The following is a 15,275-nucleotide window of genomic DNA, read 5'->3' as shown; positions in this document are numbered from 1 at the left end:
CGAACACAGAAGTTAAGCCCTAGAACGCCGGAAGTAGTTGGGGGTTGCCCCCTGTGAGATATGGAAGTCGCTTAGCTCTAGGGAGTTTAGCTCAGCTGGGAGAGCATCTGCCTTACAAGCAGAGGGTCAGCGGTTCGATCCCGTTAACTCCCATAGGTCCCGTAGTGTAGCGGTTATCACGTCGCCCTGTCACGGCGAAGATCGCGGGTTCGATTCCCGTCGGGACCGTTTGAAATAACGTAAGTTATTTTAGACTCGTTAGCTCAGTTGGTAGAGCAATTGACTTTTAATCAATGGGTCACTGGTTCGAGCCCAGTACGGGTCATATATGCGGGTTTGGCGGAATTGGCAGACGCACCAGATTTAGGATCTGGCGCTTAACGGCGTGGGGGTTCAAGTCCCTTAACCCGCATTAAGATATAATAAATGAGCCGGCTTAGCTCAGTTGGTAGAGCATCTGATTTGTAATCAGAGGGTCGCGTGTTCAAGTCATGTAGCCGGCATTTTTAGATAGAAGAAAACAGTGCGAACGTAGTTCAGTGGTAGAACACCACCTTGCCAAGGTGGGGGTCGCGGGTTCGAATCCCGTCGTTCGCTTAGAGAGGCCGGGGTGGCGGAACTGGCAGACGCACAGGACTTAAAATCCTGCGATTGGTAACGATCGTACCGGTTCGATTCCGGTCCTCGGCATAAACTAATGAGCACCCTTAGCTCAACTGGATAGAGTACCTGACTACGAATCAGGCGGTTAGAGGTTCGACTCCTCTAGGGTGCATTTTTCTATTTAACTCGGGAAGTAGCTCAGCTTGGTAGAGTACTTGGTTTGGGACCAAGGTGTCGCAGGTTCGAATCCTGTCTTCCCGATATATGGCGGTGTAGCTCAGCTGGCTAGAGCGTCCGGTTCATACCCGGGAGGTCGGGGGTTCGATCCCCTTCGCCGCTATAAAGATCTTGTTGGACCTTTAGCTCAGCTGGTTAGAGCTCTCGGCTCATAACCGAGTGGTCGTAGGTTCAAGTCCTACAAGGTCCATTTGAATAATATGGAGGATTACCCAAGTCCGGCTGAAGGGAACGGTCTTGAAAACCGTCAGGCGTGTAAAAGCGTGCGTGGGTTCGAATCCCACATCCTCCTTTTGTATTAACGCGGGATGGAGCAGCTCGGTAGCTCGTCGGGCTCATAACCCGAAGGTCGTAGGTTCAAATCCTGCTCCCGCAATAAGGCTCGGTAGCTCAGTTGGTAGAGCAATGGATTGAAGCTCCATGTGTCGGCGGTTCGATTCCGTCTCGCGCCATTTTTACTTATAGTGTGTATGCGGGTGTAGTTTAGTGGTAAAACTACAGCCTTCCAAGCTGTTGTCGCGAGTTCGATTCTCGTCACCCGCTTTGAACTTTGTTCAAATTACCAAGTTTTTAACTTGGGCGCGTAGCTCAGGTGGTTAGAGCGCACGCCTGATAAGCGTGAGGTCGGTGGTTCGAGTCCACTCGTGCCCATTAATAGGAGAATTACTCAAGAGGCTGAAGAGGACGGTTTGCTAAATCGTTAGGTCGGGTAACTGGCGCAAGGGTTCGAATCCCTTATTCTCCGTTTTATTGAGAGTTTATAACTCTTTTTTTGTATTTTTAAGAATAGTAGAATAAAAACTTCAGATTTGTAAAACTTAATTGGATTACTTATCTGAAGTTTTTTTTTCGCTCTTTGTCAACTGTAGTGGGCTGCAGAAAAGCTAAAATCTTTATATATTGTTGATTTTATGGTTGTGCTTGTTTATTACTACTTCCAACTCTTGAGTGAAATTTCTCCGCTATTGAGCCAGATTTCTTTTCCGTTATCACATTGAACTAAAAGTTTTCCACTTTCAGAGATATCTTTAGCAAGTCCCTTGTGGTCTTTTTGATCTAGTGTGAAAGTCACTTCTTTTCCTAGAACGAATGACTGTTTTTTATATAGGTATAACAACTCATCTGCTGGCGTTTTGAAGAAAGAACGCCAGATTTCTATGATTAATTCATTTCTGGTAATAGGTGCTGGAGCTTTGAATAAACTAGCAGCTTTTTCTTTTAATTCTTGAGGGAAGTCTTTAATAGTAAAGTTGATTCCTACTCCAATAATGATATCTGTGACTAGACCTGTTTCTACAGACGCCATTGCCTCAGTAAGGATTCCTCCAATTTTATGATTTTTGAGGTAGATATCGTTGACCCATTTTATGTCGACATCTATTAAAGTTAGGTTCTTAATGGCTTTGTAGATAGCTCCTGCTACAAGTAGTGTGTAGGATGGTAATTGGTTATAGGGGAGATTGGGTTTAAGATGGAGTGTCATATAAATGCCACCTTGGGGTGAGTAGAAAGAACGTTGAAAACGGCCTCGGCCAGCTGTTTGATAGGAAGCTAGATAGAGGGTGTTTGCTTCATTTCCTAAATCAATTGCTTCTTTTGCATCGAGTTGTGTTGATCTTGTTTCGGGTTTAAAACTGATTTTAATTGGAAGACTTTGTTCTAGAAGTTCTGGAAGAATAAGGTCTCCATTCACTAGTTTATAGCCTTTGTTTTTGATACTATCAATTTCAATGCCTTCTTGTTCTAAATGCTTGATGGCTTTCCAAATTGATGTTCGGGTCAGTGATAGTTCTTCTGCAATCTTTTCTCCGCTGATATAGTCGGTTTCTTTAGCTAGAATTTGGTAGACGGCTTGGTAGGATTTCATAGTGTTTCCTTTCTTTAGGAATTGTAAATGATTTAAATATTGTTCGGATAGTTGGTCAAAACCTTATTATATTACTACTATTTTAACATATACCTAGTCTTTACGGTATGATTTTCTTATAGTAAATCTAGTCATTAAGTTTGAGTTTTGAAATATTAGTATTTTTGCGCCCTTTTTTACCTAGTAAACGTTTCCTTTGTTTTCAAATTGCTAAAAAAGTGGTACAATATAGGGTAGCTTACTATTATCTGAATCAACTGATTTGGAGAGAAAGGATTCATTTTGAAATCAATAGGCTTTATTGAAAAGCTGAAAGGGTTGTCTAGTAAAGAGCTGATTTTATTGGGAATTATCCTGAGTATCTTTTTACCCTTTTATCTTTTTGTAGTTGTATTCTGTTTATATATTATTAGTTTGATTTTTACAGGAGACATGAAAAGTATTCTTCAGAAAATGGGGGAGCATCCGATGCTACTTCTTTTTCTTGGCTATAGTACTGTTATATCCGTTTTTGCACAAAATTGGATGGGAGTTGTGGCTTCAGTAGGAATGTTTCTATTTACTGTTTTCTTTTTGCACTATCAGTCGATTTTATCACATAAATTCTTTCGATTGATTTTGCAGCTCGTCTTGTTTGGTAGCGTATTATCAGCTGCTTTTGCGAGTTTAGAACATTTCCAAATTGTGAAGAAATTCAACTATGCTTTTCTTTCACCCAATATGCAGGTCTGGCATCAGAATCGTGCAGAAGTGACCTTCTTTAATCCTAATTATTATGGAATTATTTGTTGTTTCTGTATCATGATTGCTTTCTATCTGTTTACAACGACCAAGTTGAATTGGTTGAAAGTATTCTGTGTGTTTGCAGGCTTTGTTAATCTCTTTGGATTGAACTTTACTCAAAATCGAACCGCCTTTCCTGCTATTATCGCTGGAGCCATTATTTATCTCTTTACGACCATTAAAAACTGGAAGGCCTTTTGGCTTAGTATTGGGGTCTTTGCGATTGGCTTGAGTTTCCTCTTTTCCAGTGATTTGGGAGTTCGGATGGGGACTTTAGACTCTTCTATGGAGGAACGAATTTCTATCTGGGATGCTGGGATGGCCTTATTTAAGCAAAATCCTTTCTGGGGTGAGGGGCCATTGACCTACATGCACTCGTATCCTAGAATAAATGCTCCTTATCATGAACATGCTCACAGTCTTTATATTGATACGATTCTGAGTTACGGAATTGTGGGGACTATTTTACTAGTCTTGTCTTCTGTTGCTCCTGTTCGCTTGATGATGGATATGAGTCAGGAGTCGGGGAAACGTCCGATTATCGGTCTTTATCTGTCTTTCCTTACAGTGGTTGCTGTACACGGAATCTTTGACTTGGCCCTCTTCTGGATTCAGTCAGGTTTCATTTTCTTGCTAGTTATGTGCAGTATTCCATTGGAGCATCGAACTTTGGTATCGGACATGACGGATTAAGTTTTATAAGATTAAAATTCTTCTACCTTGGGTAGGAGATTTTTTTACTGGGAAAAATTATTTCTAAATCGAAATAGTTGACAGTTGGAATAATGAGTGTTACAATTATTTTATTCATTTCGATATCGAAATAAATTGGAGGTGTCATGAAAGATAGTCATTTGGTAGCCCATCATATTCGTTTGTTGAATGGGCGGATTTTTCAAAAGTTACTGAGCCAAGATCCTGAAGCTCTTTATCGGAGTGAACAGGGCAAGATTTTAGCGGTTTTATGGAATAGTAAAACTGGCTGCGCAACTGCGACAGATATTGCTCTGGAAACTGGGCTTGCTAATAATACACTGACGACGATGATTAAAAAGCTAGAGGAACAAAATCTTGTAACTATTAGTCCATGTGGAAAAGATAAGCGTAAGAAGTATTTGGTTTTAACAGAGTTGGGCCAGTCTCAGAAAGAAGTGGGGCATCGTGTCAGTCAGAAATTGGATACGATCTTTTACAAAGGATTTTCAGAGGAAGAAATTCGTCAGTTTGAAGCCTTTCAAGAAAGAATTTTGGCTAATCTGAAAGAGGAGGAAAATGAGGTTTAAAATGGAGCAAATTAGCTGTTTATAAGTAAAGGCCACTTTTGACTTTGTTTTCCAACTCTAAGGACAAGGAAACTATGTGGTTAGCTATGGTCAGAATCGGATTGGTTGAGTTGCCTATGCCCAGTACGATATCTTCCGTCTAGAAAACGGGAAAATTGTGGAGTATTGGGGCAATAAGGAAGTCATGCCTAAGGTAGAAGACTTGACCAATCGAGGGAAGTTTTAAATTGAGGATACAGAATGATTGAATACAAAAATGTAGCTTTACGTTATACAGAAAAAGATGTCTTGAGAGATGTCAATTTACGGATTGAGAATGGGGAATTTATGGTTTTAGTTGGGCCTTCTGGCTCAGGTAAGACGACCATGATTAAGATGATTAACCGTCTCTTGGAACCGACTGATGGAAATATTTATATGGATGGCAAGCGCATCAAAGACTATGACGAGCGGGATCTTCGTCTTTCTACTGGTTATGTTTTACAGGCTATTGCCCTATTTCCTAATCTAACGGTCGCGGAAAATATTGCCCTGATTCCTGAGATGAAGGGATGGACTAAGGAAAAAATTGCTCAGAAAACAGAAGAGCTTTTGGACAAGGTTGGCTTGCCAGTAGCTGAGTATGGACATCGACTTCCGAGTGAATTGTCTGGTGGAGAACAGCAACGGGTTGGAATTGTACGGGCTATGATTGGTCAGCCTAAGATTCTCCTCATGGATGAACCCTTTTCAGCCTTGGATGCTATTTCGAGAAAACAGTTGCAGGTTCTGACTAAAGAATTGCATAAAGAGTTTGGAATGACAACGATTTTTGTGACCCATGATACGGATGAAGCTTTGAAATTAGGTGACCGTATTGCTGTCTTGCAGGATGGAGAGATTCGTCAGGTGGCGAACCCCGAGACCATTTTAAAAGCTCCTGCCACAGAATTTGTAGCAGATTTGTTTGGAGGTAGTGTTCATGACTAATTTAATTGCAACTTTTCAGGATCGTTTTAGTGATTGGTTGACAGCTCTCTCTCAACATTTGCAGTTGTCACTTTTGACCTTGTTACTAGCTATTTTTATCGCGGTTCCCTTGGCTGTTTATCTTCGCTATCATGAGAAGATGGCGGATTGGGTCTTGCAGATTGCAGGGATTTTTCAGACCATCCCGTCTCTGGCCTTACTGGGACTCTTTATTCCCTTGATGGGAATTGGGACTTTACCGGCATTGACAGCTCTAGTAATCTATGCGATCTTTCCGATTTTGCAAAATACCATCACTGGGCTAAAGGGAATTGATCCGAGTCTACAGGAGGCTGGGATCGCCTTTGGGATGACTAGATGGGAGCGTCTCAAGAAGTTTGAAATTCCGCTTGCCATGCCTGTTATGATGTCTGGGATTCGGACGGCAGCTGTCTTGATTATCGGTACAGCAACCTTGGCGGCCTTGATTGGGGCAGGGGGACTAGGTTCCTTTATCCTTTTGGGAATTGACCGTAATAATGCCAGTCTGATTTTGATTGGGGCACTTTCTGCTGCAGTGCTTGCTATTGCCTTTAACTTCCTACTAAAAGTGATGGAAAAGGCAAAATTGCGGACGATTTTTTCTGGTTTTGCCTTGGTGACAATATTGCTCGGTCTGTCTTATAGCCCAGCCCTCTTAGCTCAAAAAGAGAAGGAAAACTTGGTGATTGCTGGGAAATTGGGACCGGAACCAGAAATTTTGGCCAATATGTATAAGTTGCTGATTGAAGAAAATACCAGCATGACTGCGACTGTTAAACCAAATTTTGGGAAAACAAGCTTTCTTTATGAAGCTTTGAAAAAAGGCGATATTGATATCTATCCTGAATTTACTGGTACGGTGACTGAAAGTTTGCTGCAACCATCACCGAAAGTGAGTCATGAGCCAGAGCAAGTTTATAATGTGGCGCGTGATGGCATTGCCAAACAGGATCATCTATCCTATCTCAAACCCATGTCTTATCAAAATACCTATGCTGTAGCTGTTCCGAAAAAGATTGCTCAGGAATACGGCTTGAAGACCATTTCGGACTTAAAAAAAGTGGAAGGGCAATTGAAGGCAGGCTTTACACTTGAGTTTAATGACCGTGAAGATGGCAATAAGGGCTTGCAGTCAATGTACGGTCTCAATCTCAATGTGGCGACCATGGAGCCAGCCCTTCGCTATCAGGCAATTCAGTCAGGTGATATTCAAATCACGGACGCTTATTCAACCGATGCGGAATTGGCACGTTATGATTTACAGGTATTGGAAGATGACAAGCAACTCTTCCCACCTTATCAAGGGGCTCCACTAATGAAAGAAGCTCTTCTAAAGAAACATCCAGAGTTGGAAACAGTTCTCAATAAATTGGCTGGTAAAATTACTGAAAGCCAGATGAGCCAGCTCAACTACCAAGTCGGTGTTGAAGGCAGGTCAGCAGAACAAGTAGCCAAGGAGTTTCTACAAGAACAAGGTTTGTTGAAGAAATAGCTTGAAAAGCTAAACTCAACTTGGTTAAACGACTATATAGAAGAACGCTCAGACAATGTCGTCTGGGCTTTTTTGATTGTTGAAAAGATGAAAACTCAGTAGCCTAGAAATAAGGCAACTGAGCTCTACTCTGTATTCAATTTTTAGGAATGAGAAGGTCTAGATAAAACTGGACAACTTCCTGGTATGTAAAGTCTTGTCCTTTTTTGAGCCACCAGGTCAATGTCTCGATAAAGTTGGACACGACCAAGTGTTGGAGGTAAGAAGTAGGCAGATTAGTGTGGGCTTCTTTTAACTCATCAGCCAACATGGGATAGACATGGTGTTCTAGCTCTTTATGGAGTTGACGGAGGAAGTAGTCATTTTTGGAAAATAGCAGACTGGTAACATGGTCCTGGTTTTTCTGAAAATGTAAAAAGATATGTGCGAGGTAGTCCTCGGTAGTAAAGTGTCCTTCCCTTTCAAAGAGATGATGAAAGAGGTAGCGACAGAGCTCATCTAAAAGGAGTTCCTTGCTTTCATAGTGACAGTAAAAAGTAGAACGCCCAACATCTGCTAGGTCAATGATATCCTGAACAGTAGTGGCATCATAGCCTTTGTCGTTCAAAAGTTGTAAAAAAGCTTGATAGATGGCTTTTTTCGTCTTGCTGACTCGACGGTCTCTTTTTGGCATGTAGACACTTGAGACAAACTGTTCAGAACTGAACATGGCTGACAGTTTGCTTCTATCCTTTCTTTGAATTTTATTAGATAATACAAATGAAAGAAGTATGTATATACCCATTATACCAAAGGAGGGAGAGAAATGAGTTCTAAAACATCTATCTGGTTAGCTTTTTTCTTAAATTTAAGCTATGCGATTGTTGAGTTTATCGCAGGAGGAATCTTTGGTTCGAGTGCAGTTCTTGCTGATTCCGTTCATGACTTGGGAGATGCTATAGCCATTGGCATCTCAGCCCTTTTAGAAACAATTTCAAACCGTGAAGAAGATAGACAGTACACCTTGGGTTACAAACGTTTTAGTCTTTTAGGAGCCATGCTAACGGCTGTGATTCTTATGATAGGGTCTGTCCTAGTGATCTTGGAAAATGTCACAAAGATTGTTCACCCGCAACCCGTCAATGAGGAAGGCATCCTCTGGCTGGGAATCATTGCAGTAGCCATTAATGTGCTAGCAAGTCTGGTAGTTCGTAAGGGGAAAACAAAGAACGAGTCAATTCTTAGCCTGCATTTTTTGGAAGACACTCTTGGTTGGTTGGCCGTCATTCTAATGGCGATTATTCTTCGATTTACGGACTGGTATATCCTCGATCCGCTTTTATCACTAGTTATTTCTATCTTTATTCTGTCGAAAGCCATTCCTCGCTTTTGGAGCGCACTGAAAATTTTCCTAGATGCTGTGCCAGAAGGAGTCGAGACAAGTGATTTGGAGAAGGATTTAGAGGCTCTACCCAATGTCAACAGTGTCAATCAACTTAGCATTTGGTCCATGGATGGTCTAGAGAATAATGCTATTGTTCACATTTGTATCAAGGACTGGGAACAGATGATGGAAACCAAAGAAGTGGTGCGTCAATGTTTAGAAGAAAGAGGCGTGCAGAATATCACTATTGAAGTAGATAGCAGTCAAAGCAATCATGCGCAACATAAGCGGAGGGTGAGAGAATTAGAGCAGAAGCATGGGCATCATCATTAGAAAAGCGACCTCGCTAGAGGTCGTTTTGTTATCCTATTCATTCCTTGTACTTTCTCTCAGAGTCAGTCTGGTTCCCAACATGGTTAGGCTAGGGATTTTGCGACCGTGGAGTACTTCTTTATTAAGAATATCCATGCCTGCTCTGCCCATTTCTTCGGTATAGACGGTGATGCTGGAGAGGGGAGGATAGACTTGCTTGGTCAGGCTAGTATCGTTAAAGGAAATAAGACTGACGCGGTCTGGCAGGTTGATTCCAGCTTCTTGGAGGGCACGGAGGGCACCGATAGCTAAACTATCGCTAGCTGCGAAAAAGGCTGGTGGGAGTTGGTCTCCCAAGTTCTGAATGGCCTCCTTCATCAAGTCATAGCCAGACTGGGCGGTAAAGCTTCCTTGAAAGACTAATTCATCATGATAGATTCCCTTTGTTTGACTGTAGTTTCTAAAATTTTCCAGTCGCTTATCCTCAATGATTTCTTCTTGGTCGGTTGTTTCTTCAAGGCCTGTTAGAATCCCGATGCGGTCCATCCCTTGGCTGAGAAAATAATCGACAACCTGTTTCATGGCAGTGTAAAAGTCTGTGATAATGCAGGTGTGTCCCAGCGAGAGGGTATCGCTATCTAGAAAGACAAGAGGCTTTTGGTATTCTTCAAAGGCAGAGATCTGAGCTCGACTAAACTTTCCGATGCAGAGAATCCCGATGACTTCCTCGCTCAGTGTAAAAGGATGGTCATTAAAATAGCGTAAAATATCATAGTCCAGTTCTTGGGCTCTTTTTTCTATTCCTAGGCGAATCTGGTAGTAGTAGAGATCGTCTAGCTCCCCTTGTTCGCTGACCCATTGGATAATGGCAATCTTTTGCTTGGGCTTGTGGGACTCGCCTGTCTTGAGGTGCTTAGTGTAGCCCAACTCTTCAGCAACGGTTAAAATACGGTGTCTGGTTTCTTCTGTAACAGATAGGCTCTGGTCGCGATTGAGGACGCGGGATACGGTCGCGATAGAGACAGAGGCTAGCTGTGCAATGTCTTTTAAGGTAGCCATAAATCCTCCTCCTTTTAGGTTAGTATATCATATTTTTCTGTATTTTACTGATAGTTTAGTAAAATTTTAGTAAAAAGGATTGACCTTGGAAAATCCCTTGGATACAATAGAAGAAAACGATTACATGTTAAGGTGGCTTAACGGACAGTCAAAGGAGAATTCAAATGACACAACATCTTACTGCAGAAGCACTTCGCAAAGACTTTCTTGCTGTTTTTGATCAAGAAGCAGACCAAACTTTCTTTTCACCAGGTCGTATCAATTTGATTGGTGAACACACGGACTACAACGGTGGGCACGTTTTTCCAGCTGCTATTTCCTTGGGAACTTACGGTGCAGCTCGTAAGCGTGACGACCAAGTTTTACGTTTCTACTCAGCTAATTTTGAGGACAAGGGCATTATCGAAGTGCCTCTCGCTGACCTCAAGTTTGAAAAAGAGCACAATTGGACCAATTATCCAAAAGGGGTTCTTCATTTCTTGCAAGAAGCTGGTCATGTGATTGACAAAGGTTTTGATTTCTTTGTTTATGGGAATATCCCAAATGGTGCTGGTTTGTCTTCTTCAGCATCCTTGGAACTTTTGACAGGGGTCGTGGCAGAGCATCTCTTTGATTTAAAATTAGAGCGTCTCGATTTGGTTAAAATCGGAAAACAAACAGAAAACAACTTTATCGGAGTCAACTCTGGCATTATGGACCAGTTTGCTATCGGTATGGGTGCAGACCAACGTGCTATTTACTTAGATACTAACACTTTAGAGTATGATTTGGTGCCACTTGATTTGAAGGATAATGTCGTTGTTATTATGAATACCAATAAACGCCGTGAATTGGCGGACTCTAAATACAATGAACGTCGTGCTGAGTGTGAAAAAGCAGTGGAAGAATTGCAAGTAGCCTTAGATATTCAGACCTTGGGTGAATTGGATGAGTGGGCCTTTGACCAATATAGCTATCTGATTAAAGATGAAAATCGTTTGAAACGTGCTCGCCATGCTGTGCTTGAAAATCAACGTACCCTTAAAGCTCAAGCAGCCCTCCAAGCAGGAGATTTGGAAACATTTGGTCGTTTGATGAATGCGTCACACGTTTCCCTAGAGCATGACTATGAAGTAACTGGTTTGGAATTGGATACTCTTGTTCACACAGCTTGGGATCAAGAAGGAGTTCTCGGTGCTCGGATGACAGGGGCAGGTTTTGGCGGATGTGCCATTGCCTTGGTGCAAAAAGACACTGTTGATGCCTTTAAGGAAGCTGTTGGCAAACACTACGAGGAAGTAGTTGGCTACGCTCCAAGCTTCTATATCGCTGAAGTTGCAGGTGGCACTCGCGTCCTTGACTAGTTAAAAGGAGGCTCTATAGTGACCTTAGTAGATAAATTTGTAATACACGTTATTGCTGAAAGTTCATTTGAGGAAATGGATCGAATCTACCTGACCAATCGTGTCTTGGCACGAGTGGGAGATGGTGTTTTGGAAGTTGAGACTGGTCTAGATAAATTGATTGACCTCAAAGACCAGTTGGTTGAGGAAGCCGTTCGATTAGAGACGATTGAGGATAGTCAGACTGCGCGTGAGATTCTCGGTGCTGAACTGATGAACTTGGTAACTCCTTGTCCAAGTCAGGTCAATCGTGACTTCTGGGCAACCTATGCCCAATCTCCTGAGCAAGCGATAGCGAATTTCTACCAACTCAGTCAGAAGAATGACTACATCAAACTCAAGGCTATTGCTAAAAATATCGCTTATCGTGTTCAATCTGATTACGGAGAGCTTGAAATTACCATCAATCTCTCTAAGCCTGAGAAGGATCCGAAAGAGATTGCGGCAGCCAAGTTGGTGCAAGCTAGTAATTATCCTCAGTGTCAGCTTTGTCTAGAGAATGAGGGCTACCTTGGTCGAGTTAACCACCCAGCTCGCAGCAACCACCGTATTATCCGTTTTGAAATGGCTGGTCAGGAGTGGGGATTCCAGTATTCGCCCTATGCTTACTTTAATGAGCACTGTATCTTTTTAGATGGCCAGCATCGTCCCATGGCCATTAGTCGTCAGAGCTTTGAACGCCTGCTGGCTATCGTAGAGCAGTTTCCAGGATATTTTGCTGGATCTAATGCCGACTTGCCGATTGTGGGGGGCTCTATTCTAACTCATGATCACTATCAGGGAGGCCGTCACGTATTTCCTATGGAATTGGCTCCCTTGCAAAAGACCTTTCGATTTGCAGGTTTTGAGCAGGTTAAGGCTGGGATTGTCAAGTGGCCTATGTCAGTGCTGCGTTTGACCTCGGATTCTAAAGAGGATTTGATCAACTTGGCTGATAAGATTTTGCAGGAATGGCGTCAGTATTCAGACCCTGAAGTGCAGATTTTGGCTGAGACTGATGGGACACCGCATCATACCATCACACCCATTGCCCGTAAACGCGATGGACAGTTTGAGTTGGACTTGGTCTTGCGAGACAATCAGACATCGCCAGAGCATCCTGATGGCATCTATCATCCCCACAAGGATGTCCAACATATCAAGAAGGAAAATATCGGCTTGATTGAGGTCATGGGCTTGGCAATCTTGCCACCACGTCTGAAAGAAGAAGTGGAGCAAGTCGCTAGCTATCTTGTAGGAGAAGCTGTTGCAGTTGCCGATTATCATCAGGAATGGGCAGACCAACTCAAAGTCCAACATCCAGACATAACAGATAAAGAAAAAGCCCTTGAAATCGTCAAAGACTCTGTTGGTGCTATCTTTGCGCGTGTACTTGAGGATGCAGGAGTCTACAAGCAGACGGAACAAGGGCAGACAGCTTTTATGCGCTTTGTGGAGCAGGTCGGAATTTTGCCAGACTAGGAGCTTTCTCCTTGCACAGTCCTATAAAAAGTAGTATCATAGTGTCGTCTGAAATATCAGGAGGAAACCATGAAAGACTTTCATTTTGACGCTATATCTGCCTTTGAAAATTATGAAATTGAACAAATGAGAGATGGTCACGTTGTGGTGACGACCAAAGTAGTGGACTCGTCTCTCAACTACTATGGCAATGCCCATGGTGGCTATCTCTTTACCCTTTGCGACCAGATCAGTGGTTTGGTGGTCATATCTCTGGGGCTTGATGGAGTGACGCTCCAGTCTTCTATCAACTACCTCAAAGCAGGAAAACTCGACGATGTGCTGACCATTAAAGGAGAATGTGTCCACCAAGGACGCACAACCTGCGTCGTGGATGTCGATATCACCAATCAAGAAGGCAGAAATGTCTGTAAAGCAACCTTTACCATGTTTGTTACAGGCCAAAGGTCAGAAGACAGACAGGTAAGGATATAACATAAAAAGAGGCTCGCACCTCTTTTTCTTATTTCTTTTTATGATTTAATACGGCATTGAGGACAATAGCGAGTAGGCTAGCTACGACGATTCCGTTTGAGAAGAACATTTGGAAGGCTGTTGACATGCTGACAAAGAGATTACTGTTGTTGAGTCCGACACCTGCAGCGATTGATACAGCTGCAATAAGGAAGTTGTGTTCATTGTTAGCAAAGTCAACACGAGCGAGAATTTGCATCCCTTGAATAGACACAAAACCAAACATCACCAGCATGGCACCACCGAGGACAGGACTCGGAATGATTTGGGCAAGGGCGCCAAACTTAGGAAGGAGTCCAAGGAGAACCAGGAAACCAGCCGCGTAGTAGATTGGAAGACGAGTCTTGATACCTGACAATTTAACCAAACCAACGTTTTGTGAAAATCCTGTGTATGGGAAGGTGTTAAAGATTCCTCCGAGAAGTACGGCCAAACCTTCTGCACGGTAACCGTTGCGAAGGCGTGTGCTGTCGATTGGGTCTTTCGTGATATCAGACAAGGCTAGATAAACACCAGTCGACTCAACCATAGACACTGTTGCGATGATACACATCATGACAATCGATGAGATTTCAAAGGTTGGCATTCCAAAGTAGAGGGGAGTTGGGACATGGACAAGTGGTGCTGCCGCAACAGGAGAAAAATCAACCAAGCCCATGCTAGCAGCAATGGCAGTTCCAACAACCAGACCAATCAAAATAGAGATAGACTTGATAAATCCTTTAGTAAAGATGTTAATCAAAAGGATAATCAAAACAGTGATAGCTGCAAGCAAGAGACTTTGACCAGTTGGCTCTGGAACGTTATTTCCCATATTTCCAATAGCGACAGGAATCAAGGTTAAACCAATCGTGGTAATAACAGATCCTGTTACGATAGATGGGAAGAGATTGGCTACTTTTGAGAAGATGCCTGAAACAAGAACTACGTAAATCCCTGATGCGATAAGGGCACCAAACATAGCGCCACTTCCATGGCTTTGCCCAATCATAATCAAGGGAGCAACGGATTGGAAGGCTACTCCTAGAACGACTGGGAGTCCAATACCAAAATATTTGTTGAGTTGGAGTTGGAGGAAGGTTGCCACTCCACACATGAAGATATCTGTGGAAATCAGGTAAGTCAACTGCTCAGTTGAATAGCCAAGGGCTGTCGCAATCATGATGGGAACCAGGATAGATCCTGAGTACATGGCTAGTAAGTGCTGCAAGCCAAGAACGGCTGCTTGTGAATGTTTTTCTTGAGTTTGCATTAGAGATCTGCCTCCTTAAATACGACTTGACCATTTTCAAAACGATCCAAACGAGCGAGTGATAGGACAGGATAGCCTGCTTTTTCAAGCAAATCACGGCCATCTTGGAAGGATTTTTCAATCACAATACCGATAGCTTCGACTGTGGCACCAGCTTGTTCGATGATTTGAATCAAGCCTTTAGCAGCTTGGCCATTAGCAAGGAAATCGTCGATAATCAAGACCTTGTCCTCTGGTGAGAGGAATTTTCCAGCGATAGAAACGGTACTGGTCACTTGCTTGGTAAAGGAGTAAACTTCGGCAGTTAAGATTCCTTCGTTCATAGTGATGTTCTTAGCTTTTTTAGCAAAAATCATGGGAACGTTTAAGACTTCAGCTGTAAAAATGGCTGGGGCAATACCTGACGCTTCAATGGTCACGACTTTGGTAATACCAGCAGAAGCAAATTTTTCCGCAAAAACCTTACCAATCTCTCGCATCAATTGATAGTCAACTTGGTGGGTTAAAAAGGAATCCACCTTGAGGATGTTATCACCCAAGATATGCCCATTCTTGAGGATGCGCTCTTCTAATAATTTCATAAGACCTCCTAAAGTCTAAAAGCCAATCCATTTGCTTGTTTAAAGTTTCTAGCAAGAAATAGAAAAAGGACCTACTTAATCTCTAAGTAAGTCCTCA

General features: G+C 42.6%; 13 protein-coding genes, 17 tRNA genes and 1 pseudogene. 26 read left to right on the top strand and 5 right to left on the bottom strand.

All coding sequences use genetic code 11. The annotated features are described in order from the left end of the window. Window positions 1-80 precede the first annotated feature (80 nt). The 17 genes from OCF95_RS06845 (at window position 81) to OCF95_RS06765 (ending at window position 1,585) form a co-directional block, all read left to right on the top strand. Window positions 81-153 (top strand) — tRNA-Val (locus OCF95_RS06845). A gap of 2 nt (window positions 154-155) precedes the next feature. Beyond that, window positions 156-228: transfer RNA gene (locus OCF95_RS06840), tRNA-Asp, on the top strand. Between the two features lie 24 nt (window positions 229-252). Then, window positions 253-325 (top strand) — tRNA-Lys (locus OCF95_RS06835). Window positions 326-330: 5 nt separating this feature from the next. Beyond that, window positions 331-412 (top strand) — tRNA-Leu (locus OCF95_RS06830). Window positions 413-430: 18 nt separating this feature from the next. Further along, window positions 431-503: transfer RNA gene (locus OCF95_RS06825), tRNA-Thr, on the top strand. A gap of 22 nt (window positions 504-525) precedes the next feature. Next, window positions 526-597 (top strand) — tRNA-Gly (locus tag OCF95_RS06820). 7 nt (window positions 598-604) lie between these two features. Further along, window positions 605-690: transfer RNA gene (locus tag OCF95_RS06815), tRNA-Leu, on the top strand. 11 nt (window positions 691-701) lie between these two features. Then, window positions 702-775: transfer RNA gene (locus OCF95_RS06810), tRNA-Arg, on the top strand. A 15-nt stretch (window positions 776-790) separates the two neighbouring features. Further along, window positions 791-864 (top strand) — tRNA-Pro (locus tag OCF95_RS06805). A 5-nt stretch (window positions 865-869) separates the two neighbouring features. Beyond that, window positions 870-943 (top strand) — tRNA-Met (locus OCF95_RS06800). A 13-nt stretch (window positions 944-956) separates the two neighbouring features. Continuing rightward, window positions 957-1,030, top strand: a tRNA-Ile gene (locus OCF95_RS06795). A 12-nt stretch (window positions 1,031-1,042) separates the two neighbouring features. After that, a tRNA-Ser gene (locus OCF95_RS06790) sits at window positions 1,043-1,132 on the top strand. 10 nt (window positions 1,133-1,142) lie between these two features. Further along, window positions 1,143-1,216, top strand: a tRNA-Met gene (locus OCF95_RS06785). Between the two features lie 3 nt (window positions 1,217-1,219). Next, window positions 1,220-1,292 (top strand) — tRNA-Phe (locus OCF95_RS06780). A gap of 20 nt (window positions 1,293-1,312) precedes the next feature. Next, a tRNA-Gly gene (locus OCF95_RS06775) sits at window positions 1,313-1,383 on the top strand. Between the two features lie 34 nt (window positions 1,384-1,417). Next, a tRNA-Ile gene (locus OCF95_RS06770) sits at window positions 1,418-1,491 on the top strand. A 6-nt stretch (window positions 1,492-1,497) separates the two neighbouring features. After that, a tRNA-Ser gene (locus OCF95_RS06765) sits at window positions 1,498-1,585 on the top strand. A gap of 186 nt (window positions 1,586-1,771) precedes the next feature. Here the strand turns inward: OCF95_RS06765 and birA are convergent. Further along, window positions 1,772-2,707, bottom strand: coding sequence for a bifunctional biotin--[acetyl-CoA-carboxylase] ligase/biotin operon repressor BirA (gene birA / locus OCF95_RS06760; protein ID WP_261105110.1), 936 nt, complete (start codon window positions 2,705-2,707; stop codon window positions 1,772-1,774). Between the two features lie 282 nt (window positions 2,708-2,989). Here birA and OCF95_RS06755 point away from each other — a divergent pair, with 282 nt between their 5' ends. The 5 genes and pseudogenes from OCF95_RS06755 (at window position 2,990) to OCF95_RS06735 (ending at window position 7,255) form a co-directional block, all read left to right on the top strand. Next, entirely contained in the window at window positions 2,990-4,183 is a 1,194-nt protein-coding gene (locus OCF95_RS06755) for an O-antigen ligase family protein (protein WP_261024715.1), read from the top strand. 146 nt (window positions 4,184-4,329) lie between these two features. Further along, window positions 4,330-4,773, top strand: a complete 444-nt coding sequence (locus tag OCF95_RS06750) for a MarR family winged helix-turn-helix transcriptional regulator (protein WP_084930309.1) — start codon at window positions 4,330-4,332, stop codon at window positions 4,771-4,773. 34 nt (window positions 4,774-4,807) lie between these two features. Next, window positions 4,808-4,999: pseudogene (locus tag OCF95_RS06745) on the top strand (nuclear transport factor 2 family protein); the annotation flags it as partial. Window positions 5,000-5,013: 14 nt separating this feature from the next. Next, entirely contained in the window at window positions 5,014-5,742 is a 729-nt protein-coding gene (locus OCF95_RS06740) for an ATP-binding cassette domain-containing protein (protein WP_261105109.1), read from the top strand. After that, window positions 5,735-7,255: an ABC transporter permease/substrate-binding protein gene (locus tag OCF95_RS06735; protein ID WP_125454890.1), complete on the top strand. Its 1,521-nt coding sequence runs from the start codon at window positions 5,735-5,737 to the stop codon at window positions 7,253-7,255. Before OCF95_RS06740 ends, OCF95_RS06735 begins: the two co-directional genes overlap by 8 nt. A 136-nt stretch (window positions 7,256-7,391) precedes the next feature. On the opposite strand, the gene OCF95_RS06730 is transcribed toward OCF95_RS06735, so the two are convergent. Next, window positions 7,392-7,928: a TetR/AcrR family transcriptional regulator gene (locus OCF95_RS06730; RefSeq protein WP_004235331.1), complete on the bottom strand. Its 537-nt coding sequence runs from the start codon at window positions 7,926-7,928 to the stop codon at window positions 7,392-7,394. A 132-nt stretch (window positions 7,929-8,060) separates the two neighbouring features. On the opposite strand from OCF95_RS06730, the gene OCF95_RS06725 reads away from it, so the two are divergent. Then, a complete protein-coding gene (locus OCF95_RS06725) occupies window positions 8,061-8,951 on the top strand; it encodes a cation diffusion facilitator family transporter (protein ID WP_000095928.1) in 891 nt (296 codons plus the stop codon). Window positions 8,952-8,984: 33 nt separating this feature from the next. Here OCF95_RS06725 and galR read toward each other — a convergent pair whose 3' ends face one another. Beyond that, window positions 8,985-9,989 (bottom strand): DNA-binding transcriptional regulator GalR, encoded by a 1,005-nt coding sequence (gene galR, locus OCF95_RS06720; protein WP_084926241.1) that lies wholly within the window; start codon window positions 9,987-9,989, stop codon window positions 8,985-8,987. 164 nt (window positions 9,990-10,153) lie between these two features. Between galR and OCF95_RS06715 the strand changes: the two genes are divergently transcribed. The 3 genes from OCF95_RS06715 (at window position 10,154) to OCF95_RS06705 (ending at window position 13,306) form a co-directional block, all read left to right on the top strand. Continuing rightward, window positions 10,154-11,332, top strand: a complete 1,179-nt coding sequence (locus OCF95_RS06715; RefSeq protein WP_261105108.1) for a galactokinase — start codon at window positions 10,154-10,156, stop codon at window positions 11,330-11,332. Window positions 11,333-11,350: 18 nt separating this feature from the next. Next, complete coding sequence (locus tag OCF95_RS06710) at window positions 11,351-12,832, top strand: UDP-glucose--hexose-1-phosphate uridylyltransferase (RefSeq protein WP_261105107.1); 1,482 nt, start codon at window positions 11,351-11,353, stop codon at window positions 12,830-12,832. A 69-nt stretch (window positions 12,833-12,901) separates the two neighbouring features. Beyond that, entirely contained in the window at window positions 12,902-13,306 is a 405-nt protein-coding gene (locus OCF95_RS06705) for a PaaI family thioesterase (protein WP_000651223.1), read from the top strand. A gap of 28 nt (window positions 13,307-13,334) precedes the next feature. On the opposite strand, the gene OCF95_RS06700 is transcribed toward OCF95_RS06705, so the two are convergent. Together OCF95_RS06700 and OCF95_RS06695 are read right to left on the bottom strand one after the other, a co-directional pair. Beyond that, complete coding sequence (locus OCF95_RS06700) at window positions 13,335-14,597, bottom strand: nucleobase:cation symporter-2 family protein (RefSeq protein ID WP_261105106.1); 1,263 nt, start codon at window positions 14,595-14,597, stop codon at window positions 13,335-13,337. Next, window positions 14,597-15,178: a xanthine phosphoribosyltransferase gene (locus OCF95_RS06695; RefSeq protein WP_261105105.1), complete on the bottom strand. Its 582-nt coding sequence runs from the start codon at window positions 15,176-15,178 to the stop codon at window positions 14,597-14,599. Before OCF95_RS06695 ends, OCF95_RS06700 begins: the two co-directional genes overlap by 1 nt. Between the last annotated feature and the right edge of the window lie 97 nt (window positions 15,179-15,275).

Source organism: Streptococcus mitis (genome assembly GCF_946188615.1).
Taxonomy (GTDB): domain Bacteria; phylum Bacillota; class Bacilli; order Lactobacillales; family Streptococcaceae; genus Streptococcus; species Streptococcus mitis_BZ.
This window is presented reverse-complemented; position numbering and strand designations above follow the sequence as displayed.